Source organism: Leptolyngbya sp. Cla-17, from assembly GCF_016807185.1.
Lineage (GTDB): Bacteria > Cyanobacteriota > Cyanobacteriia > Leptolyngbyales > Leptolyngbyaceae > ULC077BIN1.
This window is the reverse complement of record NZ_JAEVYN010000002.1, coordinates 526145-547300: the sequence shown is the minus strand read 5'-3', so window position 1 is coordinate 547300 and position 21156 is coordinate 526145. Positions and strand designations below refer to the sequence as shown.

Genomic DNA, 21156 nt, shown 5'->3' with positions numbered 1-21156 from the left:
TTCAAACAATAAGCAACGGAATACAACTAATTAAGCAATTAGATGAAAATTCAAGTTTTTAATGGTGCAAAAAGATTGTTTCGGGACAGGAAGAATTTTCATCTGTAGCCTGATATACCGTATAACTTGCATTCTCATGCCAATCTTCTTCTGAGTATATTAAGAAAATTTGCGAAAGTCACTAAACCTTGACCAATATCTGGTTAAAGTTCTTATTTAATTCGGCTGGATAGCTAGGGTTAGCGTAAGCCTTGGAGAAATTGGCAGATGCCCATATGATGGACAGCCAATCAGATTTTTGAACGCACAATGTGTAGCTTTTCCATTTCTTTAAATTAGGTAAGCAACTGGTGACGGCGATCGCTCAACTCTACGGCAAGCTCTATCGCAGCTTTCATGCTGGTAGCATCAGCGATTCCCTGGCCAGCGATGTCAAATGCAGTGCCATGATCGGGCGAAGTACGAACGAATGGTAACCCAATGGTGGTGTTTACAGCTCGATCAAACGCCATAAGTTTGACAGGAATTAATCCTTGATCGTGGTAAAGGGCTAGATAAGCATCGGCAACATTTTGTGTTGTGTGTGTTGTGTGTTGTCTGCCTTCTTCAGCCTTTTCTCTGGTTGGTGTACCTGGGCCAAACCAGGCTTGTCCGGGTTTGACCCAAAGCGTGTCGGGTGGAATGGGGCCTTCTAAGTCAATTGAGGGGAAGCGATCGCGCATTTCATTGAGCCAAGGAATTAGCCAATCTTGTTCTTCCCGTCCCAATTGCCCCTGTTCACCGCTATGAGGATTAAGTCCTGCGATCGCGATTCGAGGAGCTTCTAAACCAAAATCCTGCTGTAGACAATTGAGCAACAACTCTAGTTTCTGAGTCATTAAATCCACTGACAGGATTTCAGAAACTTGCTTTAAGGGAATGTGGGTCGTTGCCAGCAGGGTTCGCAATGTCCAACCCGTATGGGGCGATCTCGCCACAAACAACATGCCAAAGCGTTTTACTCCGGCTCGTTCAGCCAGCAGTTCGGTTTGCCCTGGATAATCGTGACCAGCGGCTTTCCAAGCCGATTTTGCGATTGGGGCCGTGACGATGGCATGAAAATTACCTGCGAGGGTCTGTGCGATCGCTTGCTCTAAAAATTGAAAACTGGCTGCACCACTAGCAGCATTACCACCTCCTAAGAGAATCTGCTGCTCAAGTTCTGGATCTAATTCAACATCTAATAAAGACAAATCATCTGGATGTGGTAGCGGATTTTCTGTTCCCACGGCTAGCAATCGGGAATAGGTTTTTTCTAACAATGCTCGGCTGCCAATCAAGGTGATATCGTTTTGGCGGATCTGCGGATTGGCTAGAGCTTTTAATACCACTTCACTTCCAATTCCAGCAAGATCGCCCAAAGGAATTGCTAAGCGGGGATGAAATAGAGGCTTGTAGGGTTTATCCATTGTTACTGGAAGTATGATCAATCTGGTTTAGAATTCTTGTAAGAGCAATACTCTTATTTCACACTTTAAGTTGACGCGATCGCATAAGGAGCAGCCAGTTCATGGGAGAAATTTTTACCTCTGCTATTTTGGCATCTAGCCTAATTTTGGTAGGGCTAGGGTTAGGGTTTGTCATGTTAAAACTACAAGGCGGCGAAGAGTAAAAGCCTAGTCGAAGGATGAACAATCCCTTTGAACGTGACCTTCATCCTTCTACGCCTTCGCTCAAGAGTCTTCAGGCTCGTCCAAAGGCTTAGCAATTTCACAATATAAGTTCAAAATATAATTATCTTTAGGGAAGTAAAACATATTCTGTCCTTGACGACGATATTCAACTAAGCGCATGGTGCGGAGCGTTCGCAATTGATGTTGAAACTGCAGATTCAGTTACTTCTACTGCTGCTAAGTCGCATACACACAATTCTTGAATTGCCAAAGCAGAAAGAATTCTCAATCGATTCCCATTGCCAATAAGCTACGAATTCTGCCAGCCGTTGAGATATTTTAAACTTAAGATGTCTTGGTAAATTTGGTGAGGCTGATTGACATCAACAGAATCTTGAATGATGCAATTAGGCTGTTTGATTAAACTTTATTTAAGTTCTTTTGAAGAAACATTTGAAAAATTTATAGCTTTTTGCTTAAGCCTGGACATGTTTAGTGAAATATCAAAATAAAAGATCACTCATCTATTTTTACACTGATGTAAACCAACTGTAGGGTCATCGATTCACCTAATACAGCGCATCATAATCTTCTCATTCGCCTCGGCATTGACTAAGGAGCCTGCGATTCATAAAACGTTGGCGAAGCTTTGTACCAGAAGCCTTGGCGAATCGTGCCGACTTCCATAAACTGCCTAAAGAAAATTAAAGATTTAGTGCTATTCAGCAAAATCCCTTAGGGGGTCTGTCTATTCTGATAGTATCTTAGTAAAAGTTAAAATTTCTTTACTTAATCCTTCATGAAACTCTTAGTTGTTGGTGCCACAGGTACTTTAGGAAGACAGATTGCCCGACGAGCATTAGATGAGGGATATGAAGTCCGATGCTTAGTACGAAGTCAGAAAAAAGCAGCGTTTCTAAGAGAATGGGGCGCTGAACTTGTACCGGGAGATCTATGCAACCCTGAAACCTTGCCCTCTGCACTGGAAGGAATTTCAGCGGTGATTAATGCCGCAACGGCAAGAGCAACAGACTCGTTGAGCATTCGACAAGTAGATTGGCAAGGTAGCGTCAATTTAATTCAAGCGGCGAAAACTGCAAACATAGACCGGTTCATTTACTTATCAATTTTGGATGCGGAAAAGTATCCCGAAGTACCGCTGTTAGAAATTAAGCGATGTGTTGAGCAATATCTTGCTGAGTCGGGCTTAAACTACACTATTCTCCGTCCTTGTGGCTTTTTGCAGGGATTGATTGGGCAGTATGCAATTCCGCTTCTGGAAGGGCAATCCATCTGGGTGATGGGAACCGCTTCTCCAACGGCATATATGGATACTCAAGATATTGCAAAATTTGCGATTCAGGCGTTAAAGGTGCCTGAAACTGCAAATAAGTCTTTCCCGGTGGTGGGACCGCGTGCGTGGAGTGCGGATGAACTGATTCAGCTTTGCGAGAAGCTATCAGGGCGGGATGCCAAAATTACGCGCTTACCTATTGGCGTAGTCCGATTCACACGTCAAGTGACTAAGTTTTTCCAATGGACTTGGAATATTGCTGATCGGCTGGCTTTTGCAGAGGTGATTGCAACGGGCAAACCGTTGGTGGCATCAATGGATGAGACCTACTCTGTTTTTGGGCTTGATTCTAAAGATACAACTACGGTAGAAAGCTACTTGCAAGAATACTTCGAGCGGATTATGAAGAAGCTTCGCGAATTAGATTATGACAAACAGAAAAAGCAAAAGAAAAAATCAGACAAAGCGGACAAGAAACGAAATTATCCTCGTTTTTAGCGATCGCAGTATTCACTCGCTTGTGGTTTAGCGCAAAAGCGATCGCTCAGTCGATTACCGAGAATGGTATAGTCCCTTATACCTATTGATTAGTCCTTAGCTGAACGTTGACGTGCCTAAAGCTGGCATCATTTATAACGATATTAAGCCCGCCGCTTGTCGCATTGCCGAAGAAATCAAAGACAAGCTATCTTCTCGTGGCTGGGAAGTTCACCTAGCCACTGGCATCGGTGGAATTTTGGGTTACTCAAGCCCAAGTGGTCCAGTTTGCAACACTCCCATTGATAGTCTCAACCCTCCTGGATTTGATCGCGATATGACATTTGCAGTTGTTTTGGGAGGAGATGGCACTGTGCTGTCTGCCTGCCGACAATTAGCTCCCTATGGCATTCCTCTACTGACTGTGAATACTGGGCACTTGGGTTTTTTAACTGAAACCTATGTCAATCAACTACCGCAGGCCTTGGAAGCTGTCCTATCTGATCTTTACCATGTTGAAGAACGTTCTACTTTGCGGGTGCAACTCTTTCGAGACAAATATTTGTTATGGGAAGCGCTATCCCTGAATGAGATGGTGATCCATCGGGAACCCCTAACGAGTATGTGTCACTTTGAAGTAGAAATTGGTCGCCATGCCCCCGTGGATATTGCAGCAGATGGGCTGATCATTTCCACCCCAACTGGATCAACAGCTTATTCTCTTTCAGCCGGTGGGCCAGTGATAACACCCGGTGTTCCTGTTCTTCAACTGGTGCCGATTTGTCCCCATTCTCTTGCATCCCGCGCATTAGTATTTGCCAATAGTGAACCCGTAACCATTTTTCCAGCGAACACTAATCGATTGGTCATGGTGGTCGATGGCAATGGCGGATGCTATGTGCTGCCAGATGACCGCGTGCGAATTGAGCGATCGCCGTTTAATGCCCGCTTTATTCGGCTACAGCCCCCAGAGTTTTTTCACATTCTGCGCGAAAAGCTGGGTTGGGGGCTGCCCCACATCGCAAAGCCAACCTCAGTAGAATTGCCCTAGATACAGATTAGATACGGAACAAAACCCAAGCTGCTGGCTCAAAATTACTTGCACCAAAACTTTTGCAATCATACCTAGGGAGGATATTAGACAAAGAAGTCCAACTTAACCAAAAGAGTATGCTAAAACAGAGGGGCGATAGGAATTAATACTTATTCATCTAAGGAATTATTTTAACTGCCGTTTATAGACCTTTCTCCCCTGCTTATGAACACTGCAACTGTCGATGGCACTCAAATTCTGTTGATCGAAACTGATGAGACTCTTGCTCACAACGTCAGCGTAGATCTGCAAGAATCTGGCTATGAAACCGCGATCGCACAAGATGCCATCAGCGGACTACGGAAAATTTCAGAAGCGCAGCCATCACTAGTTGTGGTCGATCGCATGTTAGCTGGAGAATCAGGACTATGGTTTTGCAACCGTCTTCGGGCAACAGGAGCGCGAGTGCCCATCCTAATGCTGATGGCGCGAGATACTGTAGAAGATCGGGTTGCGTGCTTAGACGCAGGAGCCGATGATTATTTTCTCAAACCCTATCGAGCAGATGATTTTTTGAAGTTAGTACGACTTTATCTACAATCGGATGAAGAAACTACAGAAAAGCTGCGTTTTGGAGATTTAGGATTAGATCTGGCAACTCGTCGAGCGATTCGGAACAACCGCACGATAGATCTAACTATGAAGGAATTTGAACTGCTCAAATACTTAATGGAACACCCGCGCGAAGTGCTAACCCGCGAACAAATCCTAGAAAACGTTTGGGGATATGACTTTGTTGGCGAATCGAATGTAATTGAAGTCTATGTCCGCTACCTACGCTTGAAAATTGAAGATGAAGGCGAAAAGCGGCTAATTCAAACCGTGCGTGGCGTAGGGTACGTTCTCCGTGAGGCGTAATGTGAAGCTAATTTTTCAGAAGCAAGTGGGGCAGTGGGGTAGAATGAGCGATCGCACTCAGCGGCAATATACACAAATCGTTTCAGGCGGTATCTTGGTGCTTGGTCTATTGGTCAGCGGCTGTTCTTCTCCAGTTGCGTCGGTTCCTCTTGAAAAAAACACTACTCTTCAGACATCAAAATTCCCTTTAGAGCTAGCCAAGGTTGGGCAAATGTTACCTATTTCTGCTCAGATTCAAGCTGGCGACCAATTGATTCAACTAGAAGTGGCACGCACGGTAGAGCAACAGTCAATGGGGCTAATGTATCGCACGGCGCTGGATGCCAATCGCGGAATGCTATTTCCCTTTTCTCCACCGCGTCCAGTGAGCTTTTGGATGAAGAACGTGGTGATTAATTTGGATATGATATTTTTGCGAAACGGGCAGGTCGTTTCAGTTTCCAGTAATGTGCCGCCCTGCAAATCAGAGCCTTGCCCTTTTTATGGACCGAAAGACGCAGTTGACCAAGTAATTGAATTGAGAGGCGGTCGCGCTATTGAATTGGGTATCAAACCGGGCGATCGCCTGCTTGTGCAGTTCACTACAAAGAATCCTACAAATACCTCTCTGTAAAAAAAGCATTAGACTTTGTAGATCTTCAAATCTGCAAAGTTTTTGTATTGGATATGCGTTAGTCTTTCGTGAGACAGAGCCTATCCTTCACTCAATCGCTTAACCTATTGTTCATAAAATCTTTATTTAGAAGTTTTTTGTGTAGGGTATCGCTGGCACAAACAGCTTTCTAGACAAAGAAAGTGGTTTGATGTGGGGGTGAAAGTTTAGATTGACAAAGGGAGTTGGGTTAGTACCAACAAAAACTCATAAGGGTTTAGCTAGATTTAACTCAAAATAAAACCTTTCTAGGAAAAACTTTCTAATTTTGAAAATAGATCTCTGTAAAAAAGCCAAGACAATTTCCGACTAAAGCTTTAGAGTCTGTGTATTTGCAGATGAGATCAATCTACTTGTCTGCTTAACTGAGCATTGCAAATCTAAATCGTTTTAGGAAAATAGTTATTGATTTACAGAGATTAAATGTTTGAAGTTACGTTCCACGTCTTTACGCAGTACATTTGTACGATTTTTGAGGCAAACTAAGTAAACTAAATAGACGACTATTTTGGGAGAAGGGGCTACATGGGATCATCAACCTATTCACGTTTAATTCATTTTTTGCAGGAAGAGTTGGCTGTTTCAGCTTCTTCCATCTCGATCGCGCTTCGTCACATAGAGCAAGATCCTGGTCCCTTACCAATGATTCTGTGGCAATACGGTTTAGTCACCTTAGAGCAACTAGACCGAATTTATGACTGGCTCGAAAATGCTTAAGCTAGACTAAGTGCGGAGTTGAGAATTCAAGCAACGACTCTGAACTCCGAACCCCGCACCGTCTAGACAAAGGTGACTGAACTACACAACAGCCTGCTATAGAGTTGCGATTACCTTCGCGGCAGCAGCAACCCCAGCACCAAGAGCAAAGTTTTCATAGCCCAATTCTTGCAAGGTAGCTTCGAGAGAGGCGATCGCCGCTAAAATATCGCGATCGCTCACGAACCCTAAATGTCCAATCCGGAAGATCTTACCTTTCAAACTGTCTTGTCCGCCCGCCAAGACAATATCGAATCTTTTCTTCATCACCGAACGAATTTTTTCTGCATCCACTTGATCAGGCATCACTGCTGTAATAGCGGCACTGGCGTTCTCATCGGCCGCTAACAGCGGTAGCCCCATTGCCTTCACTGCAGACCGAGTCGCTTGAGTAAGCCGCTGATGGCGCGCAAAGATATTTTCTAAACCCTCTGCTTTCATCATCTGCAAGGATGCCTGCAAGGCAAAAATTAGGTTGATTGCAGGAGTGAAGGGGGTTGTGTTCTTGGCAGCATCTTTTTTATATTTGCCCAAGTCAAAATAAAATCGAGGCAGTTTTGCTGTGGCGTAAGCCTGCCATGCTTTAGCACTAACGGCAACAAAGCTTAATCCAGGTGGAATCATGTACCCTTTTTGCGAACCCGACGCTACCACATCCAAACCTAGTTCATCGGTTGGAATATTGACCGCGCCTAAACTGGTCACTGTGTCAACGATGATTAAGGCTTCCCCATGAGCTTTCACGTAATGATTAATCGTTGCCAAATCATTCAAAACACCCGTAGAGGTTTCGCTATGAGTGATGATCACAGCTTTGATTGTTTTGGTTGTGTCTGCTTCTAATGCAGCACGAAACTGCTCTGGATCGAGTGGCTTACCCCACTCTGCGGTGATTTTTTCAGTCTTTAGCCCATAAGCATCGCAGACTTCTGCCCAACGCTCGCCAAACTTGCCGTTGCAGCCTACTAAAACGCGATCGCCCGGACTCAGGAAATTAATAATGCCTGCTTCCATTGCCCCCGTGCCGCTTGCCGCCAAAATCAGCAGATCATTCTGTGTTTGATGCAGCCACTTTAAGTTTTCGGTGACTTCTGCCATGATTGTAGAAAAGTCGCCGCTGCGGTGCCCAATCGGATGCTTTGCCATTGCCAATAGCACGTTTTCCGGCACGGGTGTTGGTCCGGGAATCATCAGCATCAATTTGTTGTCCATGCGCTCTCAGCCTCTCAAAAGTTCAATAGTTCGCTCGTATGTTTGAGGATTATATCTTTTCGCGATCGCCGCTCTGCACTGCAACTGTCAGAGTGCAATCATAAAGAGCTAAGCGGACGCGGTAAAACTTCCCATGCGGTCGCAACAACTTCTCCTAAGCAACGACGCTGCTGCCCATCTAGCAATACATCGTCTGCTAAAACTTCCTGCATCAAATCTTCCAAAGATTGTCCATTCGAACGTGCACTTTGAATGACACCCGCGATCGCGGCAGCAATAAGTTCGTCACTCACTGACTTTGGTCGGAAAACCACTTGATGATTTACTGAAATAGAATGATTCATGGCGAAGACAACAATGGAAGCAATATTGAAACTAGGATGAGAAGGACGTAAAGATTTTCAGCGTGCGAACTTAGGGAAAGTTTGACGTAATTTAAGAATTTCTTAACCTGGTGGTTGACGGTGGTTCACAAGAGTTTATAAACGCAGATGAAAGAAGTTCTTTATATTGAAATTCCTACCCCAGATACAGCAGCAGTTAAACTCTGGCTACAAGATGCTTTTGAACTTACGATGGGTGAGAAAAGTATTACGCCAGAAGGAATTAAGATTTGGGCTTTTTCAACTACACCTCAGGTTGGAAGAATTTCTGAACCCGCGATTCGTAAACCGATTTCTACGGAAATCGTCGTGCCAGATGAACTTTCAATTTTCGTCTGGGCTGTTCAGCGCACCACCTATCTAAAGGCATTTCGCTGGGGTAATCCTCTCTTTCGAGAGCAAGACATTTTAAGATACTTGATCAAATCAATTCGGGAACAATTTTCAAATCATTACCCTGCTCCACCCAAGATTGATTTGACTCAACAGTCGATTTTTGCAGCGTTAGAGTGTCAATATCCCCTTACAGTCAAATATTTTCAAACGATGCCCAATGGGGAATATGACTTAAAACGAGTTTTCTGGTGGGAGCAGCGCTGGCGAGAAAATGTGCAAAATCCTCAGCAGCCAAAACAGGTCGTATTTAGGAAACAGGAGACAGAAAATAAGACCCCTGAGAGGCAAAAAAACTATGATTTGATCTACCTCGGGGGTGCGTTGGGCGTGATTCATGCGGCAGTAATGGCTCGGTTGGGATATCGAGTGCTGCTGATTGAACGGTTGCCGTTTGGCAGGATGAATCGAGAGTGGAATATTTCTCGTAGCGAGTTTCAAAATCTCATCGATCTGGGACTATTTACGGTAGCTGAGTTTGAAAGTACGATCGCACGCGAATATGTGGATGGATTCCATAAATTTTTTGATGCAAACAATCCACCTCAGGCAAAAGCCCCGGTCTTACATACCCCAACTGTGTTGAATGTGGGCTTAGATGCCGAAAAACTGCTGCGCTTGTGTGGAATCAAACTGCGGGAGCATGGTGGCGAGATTTGGGATGAAACAGAGTTTATTAAAGCGGATGTGGGGACAACTCAGGTAACGGTGCATTGTCAGCATTTGCCCACCCAAACTGCAAAAGAAGTCAGCGGTCGGCTGTTGATCGATGCTATGGGCACAGCATCACCGATCGCGTGGCAACTCAACGGCGGACGCACCTTTGATAGCGTGTGTCCTACGGTGGGCGCAGTGATTTCTAGCGGGTTTGAACCCGGCGTGTGGGATCAGCGCTATGGAGATGTGCTAAATAGTCATGGGGATATTTCGCGGGGGCGGCAGTTAATTTGGGAACTGTTTCCAGCGGAAGGGGAAGAGTTGACCGTTTACCTATTTCACTACCATCAAGTGAATCCTGCGAATCCTGGCTCTCTGTTGGAAATGTATGAAGATTTTTTTGCGATTTTGCCAGAATATCGCCGTTGTAATATGGAAAAACTGGTGTGGAAAAAGCCAACGTTTGGCTATATTCCAGGGCACTTTAGCGTGGGCAGCCGCGATCGCACCGTGGCGTTTGATCGGCTAATTGCCATCGGTGATTCCGCTTCTCTGCAATCACCCTTAGTGTTTACTGGGTTTGGCTCCCTCGTGCGAAATCTACCGCGCCTGACGCACTTGCTGGATACCGCCCTCAAACACGATTTGCTGCGTGCCCGTCACCTCAATCAAATTCGCGCCTTTCAAAGCAATGTGGCGGTTAGCTGGCTGTTTTCTAAAGGCATGATGGTGCCAACGGGAAAATTTATCGCGCCGGAGCGAGTCAATGCGATGCTTAATACCTTTTTTGGCATTCTGGCAAATGAATCTCCAGCAATTGCCGAGGCATTCATCAAAGACCGAGTGAGTTGGCTGCAATTTAACCGGATGGCATTGACGGCTGCCTGGAAAAATCCCGCTCTTTTGCTATGGATTTGGCAAATGGCAGGGGCAAAAGATTTGCTGCGTTGGCTTGGCAGCTATTTAGATTTCACGATAGAAGCTTTTATCAGTGCGCTGTTTGCTAGTTGGTTCCCCCGTTGGATACGTCAAATTCAACCCTGGGTAGAATTCAGATTCCCCGCTCTGTGGCTTTGGTTACTAGCGCGTAGTTACAGCATGACTGATGGCATGGGTAAACCCCAAACGATTGGAAGGAAAGCAGGAGGATTTAGCTTGGAGCGCGATCGCCCTTTGACTCCACCATCACCTACCCTTTCACCTGTGCCTGAATCGACCATGGACTGTAAAAGCCCCTAATTTGCAGCATGCCGGAAGGAAGGCAAGTCTACGGCTGACATTGAGCTGAGCTTTTTAGCAGGGCGAAATGGATACAGGATTGGGGAGGGACAAGTGTTTAGCTTGTTATCGCTTGTTTCAGGTAGGCCCGGCTCGGTCGATTCCAAAGGTTCTCCAGACGGGGCAGTCTTTTTCTCAAACTGAGACAGATTAGCGGTTGCAGTAGGCTCAGGTTTTGGCACAGCGTTCAAAGCTTCAATGTTCTGAGCATTGGTCGCCTTTTTTTCAATATAAGCAAAGAAATCTAAGGAAAGGGGCTTTGAAATCGGGGGACGATCACTTTTGTGACTCGCCTTAGCAGGTTCGCGATCGCTCATCAATTCATCACTTGCCAGATTAGCAGCGAGTTGAAATGGATTAGATGACGCTGTTGCTTGCCCTGCTTGCTTGGACAAGTCAGGCACAGAAGCAGATTCTATTACCGAATCTGGCTCAATTAGTTTGGCTAAATCTGCCCACAGATTATCTTCATGATTGCCCGATTTGCTCAAAACTTGGGATTGCGAGTCTATTGTTTCTTCAAGAGGCTTTTGATAGGCTGCGGCTTTTTTGGGGCGAGGCGGATGTAGTAATGGAGGTAGAATCTGCTTCGCGATCGGTCGAAGTTCTACAGCAGAAGCATTCACGGCATCAGCTTCACTTACCTCTAGAAATGGGCTAAGGTCAAAAATTGCTTCTTGAGGATTAGGTGTAACTGTAGGAGTTTGCGAGTGAGAATCACCCTGCCCCGGAAAGATTAAACCCATATATTGAGATACATTTTCGGGGGTCATAGCTTCCGGCAAAGCAGATAGCATCTCATCCGATGGCGCTGACACAGCATCAGCTTTAGCAAATTGATTTTCCTTATTTACCTTTACAGGCACTGAAATCGACGCTAATTCAACCTCTTGAATTGGCGTTATTTCTACTCCTTCTATTGGCTGCTGATCCGCTATCAACAGCTTAGAAAACAGATTGAGTAAAGCATGTTCCTCGCCCCGGCAATTTGTATACGCCCGCGAATCGGTTGCTGATACCTGCGACCAAGGTTGCACAGGTTGAACTTTAGGAATGAAAGAAGTGGCAGAATCGCTGGGACTCGGTGAAATGAAATCAGACGGGGCGCTCGCCCCGTCCTGCAAAGATCCCATCTCCAAGCTTTTTTCTAGAGCTGCTTTAAACTGAAGCGCCTGCCGCTGTTGTCGGTGCAACCGCATTCGCAAATCCCGACACACATTTTCAGATTGCAACACCAGTTGTACTTGCTCGTTATATCGCTGTTGAGTAATGGCACAATCTCTTTCCAGATGGGCGATGCGTTCCTGCCCACTTTCCAACTGCTCACTGAGCGTTTCAACTAAAATCTGCTGACGATGCCCCATTTTCTGGGAAGCATCTAGTTCTTGGGAGAGTTGGCTAATTTGCTGATGAATCGAGTTCAATTCCTTAGGATTCAGCCGCAACTGAGGAGAGATCGCGGCCGCTTCAGACTCTTTGCAGTAAAAGCGAGTGACTTCTAGCTGTAGCTCCACCTGAGCCTGTGCCAAATCGCGCTCCAGTTGACGTATTTGGGCGCGAAATGTTGAATTTTCTTGCTGTAAGTGATGAATTAGATTTTTCAGATCCGACTGGTCATCTTTGGGATTCAAAGCCCTGACCTGAGCAGACTCGCTTCCAGAAGACACTGAATGAGATGGCTTGATCAGTCTCACTTGATCAAGAAATTCCACCGGCTCCCAATCGTCGCTTGCCAAAGGGTTCGTTTCACAAATCGCCCCTTGCAAAGACTCACCAGAACTAACATTTCCATGCGGTGATGGAGCGAGATTTTCCTGCTCAACAGGTCTCTCGTTAATCCTTCTAAGTTTGGGTAATCTCGAATCTCGATCGTGATTTGAATCAACCGCTTCACTCATAGCTCTGAATCCTGAAAGATAGGAAATCTAGATAGACCAACCAGCAAGATGCTAATGATATATCTGCTTTTGCAATTTGCGCCCAATTTAGGGCTACCCACAGCTGAGAACTTCCGAGGAATACCCGAAACTTACAGATAAAAACCTTGTGATGCTAAATCCCCCCAATGTCTTACCACACAACAGCTATATTTGGTGGATTGTTAAGCAAAAATGCTAAAGAGGAGTGCAGAGTTGATTGTGTGGGCTTATTTTAGCTAAGGGATTTGCGGTTCAATACTGTACCAATCAAATCGGTTTTGATTTCGCTTGACCTTCAGGAATTGCGGATTGAGCGAAATCAAAACCTAGATCACTGGTTGTTATTTTCATACCAACCCCAAACCGATTGGCTAAGAAATTCGCAAGTCTTGAACAATTTGCAGCAGGGCTTGATCAAGCGGGCTATTAGCATCTATAAGCTCATTGATTTGCTCTAATTGAATCCATTGATAGTGACAGTCATATTCGTGGCTTGTTAACTGAATTAGATGGGTTTCTGGCTCACTCAAGGCAACCTGATAGGTTAAGTTAACGCTGTGAGAACCATGATGAATTGGGGCTTGCTCTCGCAATGCAAAAGAAGTGGAATATACGCCAACATATTGAAATCGTTCGGAAGCAAGGTTATGTAGCTGAGCTTCTTCAGACGCTTTTCGTTGGGCGGTTTCAATAGGATTTTCTCCAGCGACCATTCGCCCACCAATAACCCACCAAGATTTGCGTGGGTAATGACTGCGCTTTGCTAGCAACAAGCGATCGCAGTGGAAAAAGGCAATATCTACACAGGTAAAAACGATGTGATCTAAAGCACTGCTGTAGGCTGCTTCAGGCATCAGATCTTTATGGGTTTTGGGATTGATTCGCCCTGGTTCAACAAAATGAGGTACGTGGAATAGCGGATTGGGCAACGGCTTCAGCAGCGGAGAACTCCTTCACTGGCAAGAAAAAATCTAAAAGGTCAACTTAAGTTTATCGATCGCGCCAACTAGCGAAAACAATAGCAGTTTGGCTTATTTTATCTAGTATTCGCAGTTACGAATTCGTTAATTGAATGTCCCAGCGTGACTCGGTAGTGCACTAAAGGATTGTGGGGTAGGTAACGACATCCTGCCAGGTCCAAGGCTGCTCAGCCAGTTTTGCTCGTTGAGCCGCAGTTGTTTTGAATCGACTATGCCGCCAAATCCAATTGAAATAGCTGACTACTAAGCGTGTTGTCACTTTCGTTTGCTCCCACAGCTTGCCGAACTTGTTTTGCCTGCGGTGCCATCGAGCAGTTTGTTGTCGGACGATGCCGTTGGTTCGCTCTAAGCGCTGCGTTTTGTCTTTGCCAACATAGTGCAGAATTTCAGGCGGAAGGACTCGTTCATAGCCTCCCCAGTCATCACTGTTCCACTGTTTGCAAGCCGTTTTTCCCTGTGTACTAATTACCAATTCCTCAATAAGTTCGTCTGTATGCTTGCCCACTCGTGCCGCTAAAATCAGTCCACTGGAGTCCGCTAAACTCAGACCTATCCAGCAGTCTCCCACTTCTAATTCATTGGAAAGACATTGCTTCTGTTTTTTTGCACGAAAGACCACATCTCATCCGCACTCACCTCTGCGGTTGCCACTTGCTTGACCTGGTCGTTATGAATTAGCTGAGCCTTGGCACTCGATGCCCGAACAATACTGACCACGGTGTTGTATGCCAAGCCTGTAATTCGGCTAATCCCTCGTAAGCTGCTGCCCTCACTATGAGCTTGTAGCACCTGCTGAACTTGTTCCGGACTCACTCGTCGCCAGTAGTACAGCGTGTCAAAGCTCTCACAGAAGGTTTGCTGGCAGTGAGGGCAGAAATAGCGTTGGTGTCCATTGGGCAGCTTGCCATGCTTATGACACTTAGGATGACCACAAAGTCGGCATTCCATAGCTTCTTGAGGGGAAAGAATTGATCCTACTTTACCAAGCCCACAATCCTTTAACGCACAATCCGTGACTCCTGCCTGTTGCTCGCTGCTTGGTAGTAAAACTTTACACACACTTCCACCCAGATTTCCGGTAAGCACGTCTCCGCCTTTTGATAGACTTATACATTGAAGTGGATGTGCGAAACCGCGCAAAATCAGCAGTTTGGAGGACTTACGCCGTGGAAAATACGCTCGGTCTAGAGATTATTGAGGTCGTTGAGCAGGCTGCGATCGCCTCTGCTCGGTTGATGGGCAAGGGAGATAAGAACGAAGCAGACCGCGTGGCAGTCGAAGCCATGCGGGAGCGGATGAATAAAATTCACATGCGTGGTCGCATCGTGATTGGTGAAGGAGAGCGAGATGAAGCTCCAATGCTCTATATCGGTGAGGAAGTTGGAATTTGTACTCAACCTGATGCCAAGACTTTTTGCAATCCAGACGAGCTAGTCGAAATTGACATTGCAGTAGACCCTTGCGAAGGCACCAATCTCTGTGCGTATGGTCAACCTGGCTCCATGGCAGTACTGGCAATTTCTGAAAAGGGCGGATTGTTTGCAGCACCAGATTTCTATATGAGAAAACTAGCGGCTCCCCCAGCCGCAAAAGGACATGTGGATATCACCAAATCTGCAACTGAAAATCTGAAAATTCTTTCAGAGTGCCTCGATCGCTCCATTGATGAGCTAGTGGTAGTCGTCATGGAACGCGATCGCCACGATGATTTGATCAAAGAGATTCGAGAAGCTGGGGCACGAGTGCAACTCATTAGCGATGGCGACGTAGGTGCTGCCATCAACTGCGGCTTTGCCGGAACCAATATTCATGCCCTCATGGGAATTGGTGCTGCTCCTGAAGGAGTCATTTCAGCCGCTGCTATGCGCTGCCTGGGGGGACACTTCCAAGGTCAACTCATTTATGACCCCGCTGTAGTTAAAACCGGGTTAATTGGAGAAAGCAAGGAAGCGAATATTGCTCGTCTGCAAGAAATGGGCATTACTGATCCAGATAAGGTTTACAACGCAGACGAATTAGCATCAGGCAAGGATGTCCTGTTTGCAGGAGCAGGAATTACCTCTGGCAACCTGATGAAAGGAGTCAGCTTCTTCAAAGGCGGCGCAAGAACCCAAACGTTGGTTATTTCTAGCCAATCTAAGACTGCTCGATTTGTGGATACCATTCACATGTTTGATCAGCCTCACGTGATTCAATTGCATTAAAAAGTAGAGTCTATCAACAGTCAGCCATCAACCAATTAACCCTAAAGCTGACTGTTGATAGCTGATAACCTCATCAAAAAAAGCGATTTATTAACTAAGACATATGAACATCGTTGTTGTGGGTTTGAGCCATAAAACTGCCCCGGTCGAAGTTCGAGAAAAGCTGAGTATTCCAGAAACTAACTGTGATAGGGCCATCGCTCAACTGTGCAGCTATCCTCATCTTGAAGAAGTTGCCATTCTCAGCACCTGCAATCGCCTGGAAATTTATGTGGTCGTTAACGAAACCGAGAATGGCATACGGGAGATTACTCAGTTCCTGAGTGACCATAGCAAGCTTTCGGTTGCTTCCTTGCGTCCCTACCTATTTATTCTGCTGCACCAGGATGCCGTCATGCATTTAATGCGCGTGTCAGCAGGGCTAGACAGCCTAGTCTTAGGTGAAGGGCAAATTTTGGCGCAGGTCAAACAGTGTCATAAGCTAGGTCAAGAACATAAAGGCGTGGGGCGTACCCTCAACCAGCTTTTCAAGCAATCTCTGACTGCCGGAAAACGGGTTCGCACAGAAACCAGCATTGGCACTGGAGCCGTTTCAATTAGTTCGGCAGCAGTGGAAATGGCGCAAATAAAGGTACAAAACTTAGCAGCCTGTCGCGTCACAATTTTGGGAGCCGGTAAAATGGCGCGCTTACTCGTGCAGCATTTACTCTCAAAAGGAGCCATCAACATCACGATTTTGAACCGCTCTATGGAACGAGCAAAAGAACTTGCTCGTGAGTTTCCCGAAGTAGAGCTTCAGTTGCACCCCATTGCTGACTTGGCACAACTGCTACCCCACGCCGATCTCGTGTTTACCAGCACTGCCGCAATGGAACCTATTCTTGATCGCGCCAAACTGGAAGCCATTCTTGACCCCATTCAGCCGTTGATGATATTTGATATTGCTGTGCCGCGTAATGTGCATTCTGACGTGAATGAACTGTCCCATGTGCAGGCATTTAACGTGGATGATCTAAAAGCTGTAGTTGCTCAAAACCATGAAGCTCGCCGCCGAATGGCGATAGAGGCAGAAACCCTCCTGGACGAAGAGGTGGAAACTTTTGCAACTTGGTTGCGATCGCTAGATACGGTTTCTACCATTAGCAGCTTGCGTGACAAGGTGGAAGCCATTCGTGCCCAGGAATTGGAAAAAGCGTTGTCTCGCTTAGGAACAGAATTTGCCGAAAAGCACCAGGAGATCATCGAAGCGCTCACTCGCGGCATCGTTAACAAAATTCTGCATGATCCAATGGTGCAACTCCGCGCCCAGCAAGATATTGAAGCTCGACAACAAGCGATGCAAACGCTAAGTGTTCTGTTCAATTTAGAGAAAACAGCTAACAAACAGTTTAGTTAATAACGCAAATCATTCAATCAATAAAATAGACAAGAGACGTGAGCGATCGCGTCTCTTGTCATGTGTTAATCCATAGAAGAACTATGCCATGACAGAAGTTGTGCTGTATAGCTACAGACAACAGTGTTAGGATACGGCATCTCTTAGAACCGACTCCATTGCTTGGCGTAAGGAACTAAAGCTAGACAAGCTGTTGCGAATGCGACTTTTGAGCCAAGCCCAACACTTTTCAATCCGATTGAAATCTGGAGAATAAGCGGGTAAATATAACAACCGACACCCCGCAGACTCAACCAATTGAGCAACGCGACCACCATGATGAAACGTCGCGTTATCGAGAATCAAAACCTTCCCAGGCTTTAGTGTTGGCAGTAAACAGGTTTCTAGCCAGATTTCAAACACGACTCGATTACAAGAGCCGTTCACGGTAAAGGGAGCACTCAACTCGAGCTCACAGTAAGCCGCAATCATATTGATTCGTTGACCCCGTCGCCCTGACTTGAGTGCTTCAAATCGCACACCGGGTTCACACCAACCATATCCATAATCCTCTCGCTCATCCATTCCTGATTCATCGATGTACACCCGGTCGGATAAAGACACTTTGGCTAGCTGCTCTAGGAACTCTGCTCGTTTGTGCTCATCGCGTTCAAGGTAGCCATAGGTCTTTTTTTTCGACTCAAGCCCAGTTTGTGTAACGCCCTGGAAATTGTGCGAACACTGAGTTGGTCTTGCCACAACTCGACCATTTGCGCTTGGGTTTTGCCCCCATGCTGCTTGACAAATTTGGCAAACTTGTCCCAATCGGTGATTTTGCTGCTCGTTCGGTGCGGACGAGTTGTTTTGGCTTGGTAGTCTCCGGTTTCTTTCTGTCGCTTCAGCCATAAATTGATCGTGTTGCGACTGAGTTGAAACACTTGGGCGGCTTCACTCTGCTTCATGCCGTCTAATTGGATGGCATTGATCACCTTTTGCCGCAAGTCGTAACTGTACGCTTTTGCCATAGATGCACTCACTTTCCTATAGGGGGGAATGCCTCTCAGTCTATGTCCTAATTGTCCTGGCAATAGCTATATCCCTCATATGTCACTCTAATTAAAGTAAAATCCAGGCAAAACGCTGAACGTCTTTCACCGACTGCTGTCTGGTATATACGCTTCATTGTCAAATGTTTTGAAATATCGGAAATAAGCTACATATGCTAAGACTCAAGCCGTATAGAAGCTTCAGCATTTTTGACTAAATTTGCTTTTCCGAAAGTGATTCAAGAGGGATATATCGCCACGAGCCTCGATGGCTACATTGCCCGGAGGAACGGTAGTGTGGACTGGCTCCCCTCCGAGGACACAGGTGAGGATTTTGGTTACGCTGCCTTTTATCAATCAGTGGATGTGCTGGCAATGGGGCGCACAACCTACGAGCAAGTTTTAAGTTTTGGCGAATGGCCATACCCCAGCAAACCGTCCTATGTGTTTACTCAGCAGGCTCTTATCAGCGATCGCCCCGATGTTTTTTTCACTTCAGTCCCGCCGGATCATTTCGTGCAGGAGATGACATCACAGGGATTTCATCGCATTTGGCTTGTAGGAGGAGCTGCCCTCGTTGCCGCTTTTTTGAAACTTGGACTCATTGATCAATACATTCTCTCTGTCATGCCTGTAATCTTGGGAGATGGAATTCCCCTATTCTCTTCGCCACATCCAGAAACCGCACTGAAACTGGTAAAGGTGCAACAGTATCACTCCATTGGAGCGGTGCAGATCACATATCAAAACAAAAGGGCGACCTCAACTGAGGTCACCCCTAATAAAAATTAGCTTGTCACAGGACAGCTACCAAGTGATAGCTGGCAGCAACTTACAATCAGGCAATAGTTGCCATTTTGACATCACTGGTTGCCAAAAGTTCTTGCAATTCGTCAGAATCAACCGTTTCTTTTTCAATCAGCAGGTTCGCGAGATCATCCAGCACATGGCGATTACCAGAAAGAACTGATTTAGCGCGACGATAGGCTTGATCTACTAGGTTGCGGACTTCATCATCAATCGTTGCCGCAGTTTCTTCAGAGAAGTCACGCTCAGCAGCAATATCGCGCCCCAAGAACATGTTGCCCTGCTGACGACCCAATGCTACGGGACCAAGGCGATCGCTCATACCAAACCGTGTCACCATTTGACGGGCAACTCGCGCCACCTGCTGCAAATCATTAGAAGCACCTGTTGTTACTTCTTCTTCACCAAAAATCAGTTCTTCAGCAATGCGTCCACCTAAGGCAACCGCCATCTGATTTTGCAGATAAGAGCGAGAGTATAAACCAGAATCCATCCGGTCTTCGCTAGGTGTAAACCAAGTCAATCCACCAGCACGCCCCCGGGGAATAATGCTGATTTTTTGAACTGGGTCATAGTCGGGCATCAAAGCGCCGACTAGTGCATGTCCGGCTTCGTGGTAGGCAACCAACGTTTTACGCTTTTCGCTCATGACACGATCTTTCTTTTCAGGACCTGCCAAAACGCGATCGATCGCATCATTAACTTCATCCATCGAAATCTCTGTCAAATTACGCCGCGCCGCCAAAATTGCCGCTTCGTTTAGCAAGTTGGACAGATCCGCACCCGTGAAACCCGGTGTGCGACGAGCAATCTTGTCTAGATCCACATCGTTTGACAAGGTTTTGCCACGTGCATGAACCCGCAAAATCTCTGATCGCCCAGCGAAATCAGGGCGATCAACCACCACCTGACGGTCAAATCGACCGGGTCGTAGCAGCGCAGAGTCTAGAACATCAGGTCGGTTGGTTGCTGCAATGATAATGATGCCAGTATTGCCTTCAAACCCATCCATTTCAGTCAGCAACTGATTGAGGGTTTGTTCCCGTTCATCATTTCCACCACCTAAACCAGCCCCCCGTTGGCGACCAACGGCATCGATTTCATCAATGAATACGATGCAGGGTGCGTTTGCTTTAGCTTGTTCAAACAAATCACGAACGCGGGATGCACCCACCCCAACAAACATCTCTACAAACTCAGAACCAGAGATAGAGAAGAAAGGCACGCCTGCTTCTCCCGCAACAGCACGGGCTAGTAGAGTTTTACCTGTTCCTGGAGGTCCAACAAGCAAAACGCCTTTAGGGATTTTTGCACCGATCGCAGTGAAGCGATCTGCGTTCTTGAGGAAGTCTACAACTTCGTTTAGCTCTAGCTTTGCTTGATCAATTCCAGCCACATCGCCAAATGTAACCTGGGTCTGAGGCTCCATTTGTACTCGTGCTTTGGATTTGCCAAAGTTCATGGCTTGACTGCCCGGACCGCTTTGGGCACGACGTAGCAGAAAGAACAGACCAACAAGCAGCAAAACCGGGAAGAATAGACTGCTTAGTGCTTTAAACCATTGGTCTCCTCCTTCGGCTTGAGGCATCACGGCTATATCCACACCGTTCTTCGTCAAAATATCAATTAAGTCAGGATCGCTTGGCAAGTTAACCGTGACATCAGTGTTGCCATCACGGAACCGCGCATAGGAGCGATCGCCATTAATCCGAACTTTGCCTATCTTCGTGTTTTCAGTTGCTCCGGGTCGCGGTTTACCTGCTTCAACCCGCTGCACAAATTCACTATATGGCAAACTATCTCGTCCACCTTGGGTCTGACGACCATCTAAGAAAGCGGTTGCCAAAGAAATGACAACGATCGCCAATAAAGCGTATAAACCAACGTTTCTCCACCGCTTATTCACCGGGGTGTATCCTCCTAATATCAGAGTTCGGAGCCATTTTTATCATGCTGTGTTAACTAATATTAACGTATCTGAGAAGACACTGAACGGAATTCTCAGAAACCAAATTGGCAAAAAACACAGTTCAGCCGTTTATTTGATAGTGAGCTTCAATCCTAGCGATTCATTTTTGCAAGGTGCAGCTCTCACGGGGAATTAGAAAGAAATGGTTGCT

The 21156-nt window shown here is 46.2% G+C and carries 19 protein-coding genes; 10 read left to right on the top strand and 9 right to left on the bottom strand.

All coding sequences use genetic code 11. The annotated features are described in order from the left end of the window. Nucleotides 1–335: 335 nt before the first annotated feature. Nucleotides 336–1448, bottom strand: coding sequence for a 4-hydroxythreonine-4-phosphate dehydrogenase PdxA (gene pdxA / locus JOY44_RS13690; protein WP_171574260.1), 1113 nt, complete (start codon nt 1446–1448; stop codon nt 336–338). Nucleotides 1449–1549: 101 nt separating this feature from the next. On the opposite strand from pdxA, the gene JOY44_RS13685 reads away from it, so the two are divergent. Beyond that, nucleotides 1550–1651 (top strand): PetM family cytochrome b6-f complex subunit 7, encoded by a 102-nt coding sequence (locus JOY44_RS13685; protein ID WP_171574259.1) that lies wholly within the window; start codon nt 1550–1552, stop codon nt 1649–1651. Between the two features lie 167 nt (nt 1652–1818). Here the strand turns inward: JOY44_RS13685 and JOY44_RS32385 are convergent, their stop codons facing one another. Then, nucleotides 1819–1908, bottom strand: a complete 90-nt coding sequence (locus JOY44_RS32385; protein WP_281063328.1) for a hypothetical protein — start codon at nt 1906–1908, stop codon at nt 1819–1821. Between the two features lie 543 nt (nt 1909–2451). On the opposite strand from JOY44_RS32385, the gene JOY44_RS13675 reads away from it, so the two are divergent. From JOY44_RS13675 to JOY44_RS13655, 5 genes are all read left to right on the top strand, one after another. Next, nucleotides 2452–3444: an SDR family oxidoreductase gene (locus tag JOY44_RS13675; protein ID WP_171574258.1), complete on the top strand. Its 993-nt coding sequence runs from the start codon at nt 2452–2454 to the stop codon at nt 3442–3444. A gap of 112 nt (nt 3445–3556) precedes the next feature. After that, nucleotides 3557–4474: an NAD(+) kinase gene (locus tag JOY44_RS13670; protein WP_171574257.1), complete on the top strand. Its 918-nt coding sequence runs from the start codon at nt 3557–3559 to the stop codon at nt 4472–4474. Nucleotides 4475–4681: 207 nt separating this feature from the next. Beyond that, nucleotides 4682–5374: a response regulator transcription factor NblR gene (nblR, locus tag JOY44_RS13665; RefSeq protein ID WP_171574256.1), complete on the top strand. Its 693-nt coding sequence runs from the start codon at nt 4682–4684 to the stop codon at nt 5372–5374. 1 nt (nt 5375) lies between these two features. After that, the gene (locus JOY44_RS13660; protein WP_197985312.1) at nt 5376–5987 is read left to right on the top strand and encodes a DUF192 domain-containing protein; all 612 of its coding nucleotides are present in this window, start codon (nt 5376–5378) and stop codon (nt 5985–5987) included. Between the two features lie 564 nt (nt 5988–6551). Next, complete coding sequence (locus JOY44_RS13655; protein ID WP_171574255.1) at nt 6552–6743, top strand: DUF2949 domain-containing protein; 192 nt, start codon at nt 6552–6554, stop codon at nt 6741–6743. A 96-nt stretch (nt 6744–6839) separates the two neighbouring features. Here JOY44_RS13655 and JOY44_RS13650 read toward each other — a convergent pair whose 3' ends face one another. Further along, entirely contained in the window at nt 6840–7994 is a 1155-nt protein-coding gene (locus JOY44_RS13650; protein WP_171574254.1) for a pyridoxal-phosphate-dependent aminotransferase family protein, read from the bottom strand. Nucleotides 7995–8092: 98 nt separating this feature from the next. Beyond that, on the bottom strand, nt 8093–8287 hold the full coding sequence (locus JOY44_RS13645; protein WP_245404925.1) for a hypothetical protein: 195 nt from the start codon (nt 8285–8287) through the stop codon (nt 8093–8095). 198 nt (nt 8288–8485) lie between these two features. Here JOY44_RS13645 and JOY44_RS13640 point away from each other — a divergent pair, with 198 nt between their 5' ends. Then, entirely contained in the window at nt 8486–10666 is a 2181-nt protein-coding gene (locus JOY44_RS13640; RefSeq protein ID WP_197985310.1) for an NAD(P)/FAD-dependent oxidoreductase, read from the top strand. Here JOY44_RS13640 and JOY44_RS13635 read toward each other — a convergent pair. From JOY44_RS13635 to JOY44_RS13625, 3 genes are all read right to left on the bottom strand, one after another. Then, on the bottom strand, nt 10663–12603 hold the full coding sequence (locus JOY44_RS13635; RefSeq protein ID WP_171574252.1) for a hypothetical protein: 1941 nt from the start codon (nt 12601–12603) through the stop codon (nt 10663–10665). The two genes, JOY44_RS13640 and JOY44_RS13635, sit on opposite strands and share 4 nt — an antisense overlap. Before the next feature lie 392 nt (nt 12604–12995). Continuing rightward, the gene (locus tag JOY44_RS13630) at nt 12996–13478 is read right to left on the bottom strand and encodes an NUDIX hydrolase (protein ID WP_197985308.1); all 483 of its coding nucleotides are present in this window, start codon (nt 13476–13478) and stop codon (nt 12996–12998) included. 244 nt (nt 13479–13722) lie between these two features. Beyond that, a protein-coding gene (locus tag JOY44_RS13625; RefSeq protein WP_171573290.1) for an IS1 family transposase occupies nt 13723–14552 on the bottom strand; the annotation gives its coding sequence in 2 pieces (ribosomal slippage) (nt 13723–14208 and nt 14211–14552; 828 coding nt in all). Between the two features lie 218 nt (nt 14553–14770). On the opposite strand from JOY44_RS13625, the gene glpX reads away from it, so the two are divergent. Together glpX and JOY44_RS13615 are read left to right on the top strand one after the other, a co-directional pair. Further along, the gene (gene glpX / locus JOY44_RS13620) at nt 14771–15808 is read left to right on the top strand and encodes a class II fructose-bisphosphatase (RefSeq protein WP_171574251.1); all 1038 of its coding nucleotides are present in this window, start codon (nt 14771–14773) and stop codon (nt 15806–15808) included. Between the two features lie 103 nt (nt 15809–15911). Continuing rightward, a complete protein-coding gene (locus JOY44_RS13615) occupies nt 15912–17204 on the top strand; it encodes a glutamyl-tRNA reductase (RefSeq protein WP_171574250.1) in 1293 nt (430 codons plus the stop codon). Between the two features lie 126 nt (nt 17205–17330). Here the strand turns inward: JOY44_RS13615 and JOY44_RS13610 are convergent. Further along, nucleotides 17331–18208, bottom strand: a protein-coding gene (locus tag JOY44_RS13610) for an IS630 family transposase (RefSeq protein WP_242541783.1) whose coding sequence is annotated in 2 segments (ribosomal slippage) — nt 17331–17876 and nt 17879–18208 — 876 coding nt in all. Because the reading frame shifts where the segments join, the coding sequence is not laid out codon by codon here. Nucleotides 18209–18439: 231 nt separating this feature from the next. On the opposite strand from JOY44_RS13610, the gene JOY44_RS13605 reads away from it, so the two are divergent. Beyond that, entirely contained in the window at nt 18440–19021 is a 582-nt protein-coding gene (locus JOY44_RS13605; RefSeq protein ID WP_197985306.1) for a dihydrofolate reductase family protein, read from the top strand. A gap of 46 nt (nt 19022–19067) precedes the next feature. Here JOY44_RS13605 and ftsH3 read toward each other — a convergent pair whose 3' ends face one another. Then, nucleotides 19068–20942: an ATP-dependent zinc metalloprotease FtsH3 gene (gene ftsH3 / locus JOY44_RS13600; RefSeq protein WP_171574249.1), complete on the bottom strand. Its 1875-nt coding sequence runs from the start codon at nt 20940–20942 to the stop codon at nt 19068–19070. Nucleotides 20943–21156 lie beyond the last annotated feature (214 nt).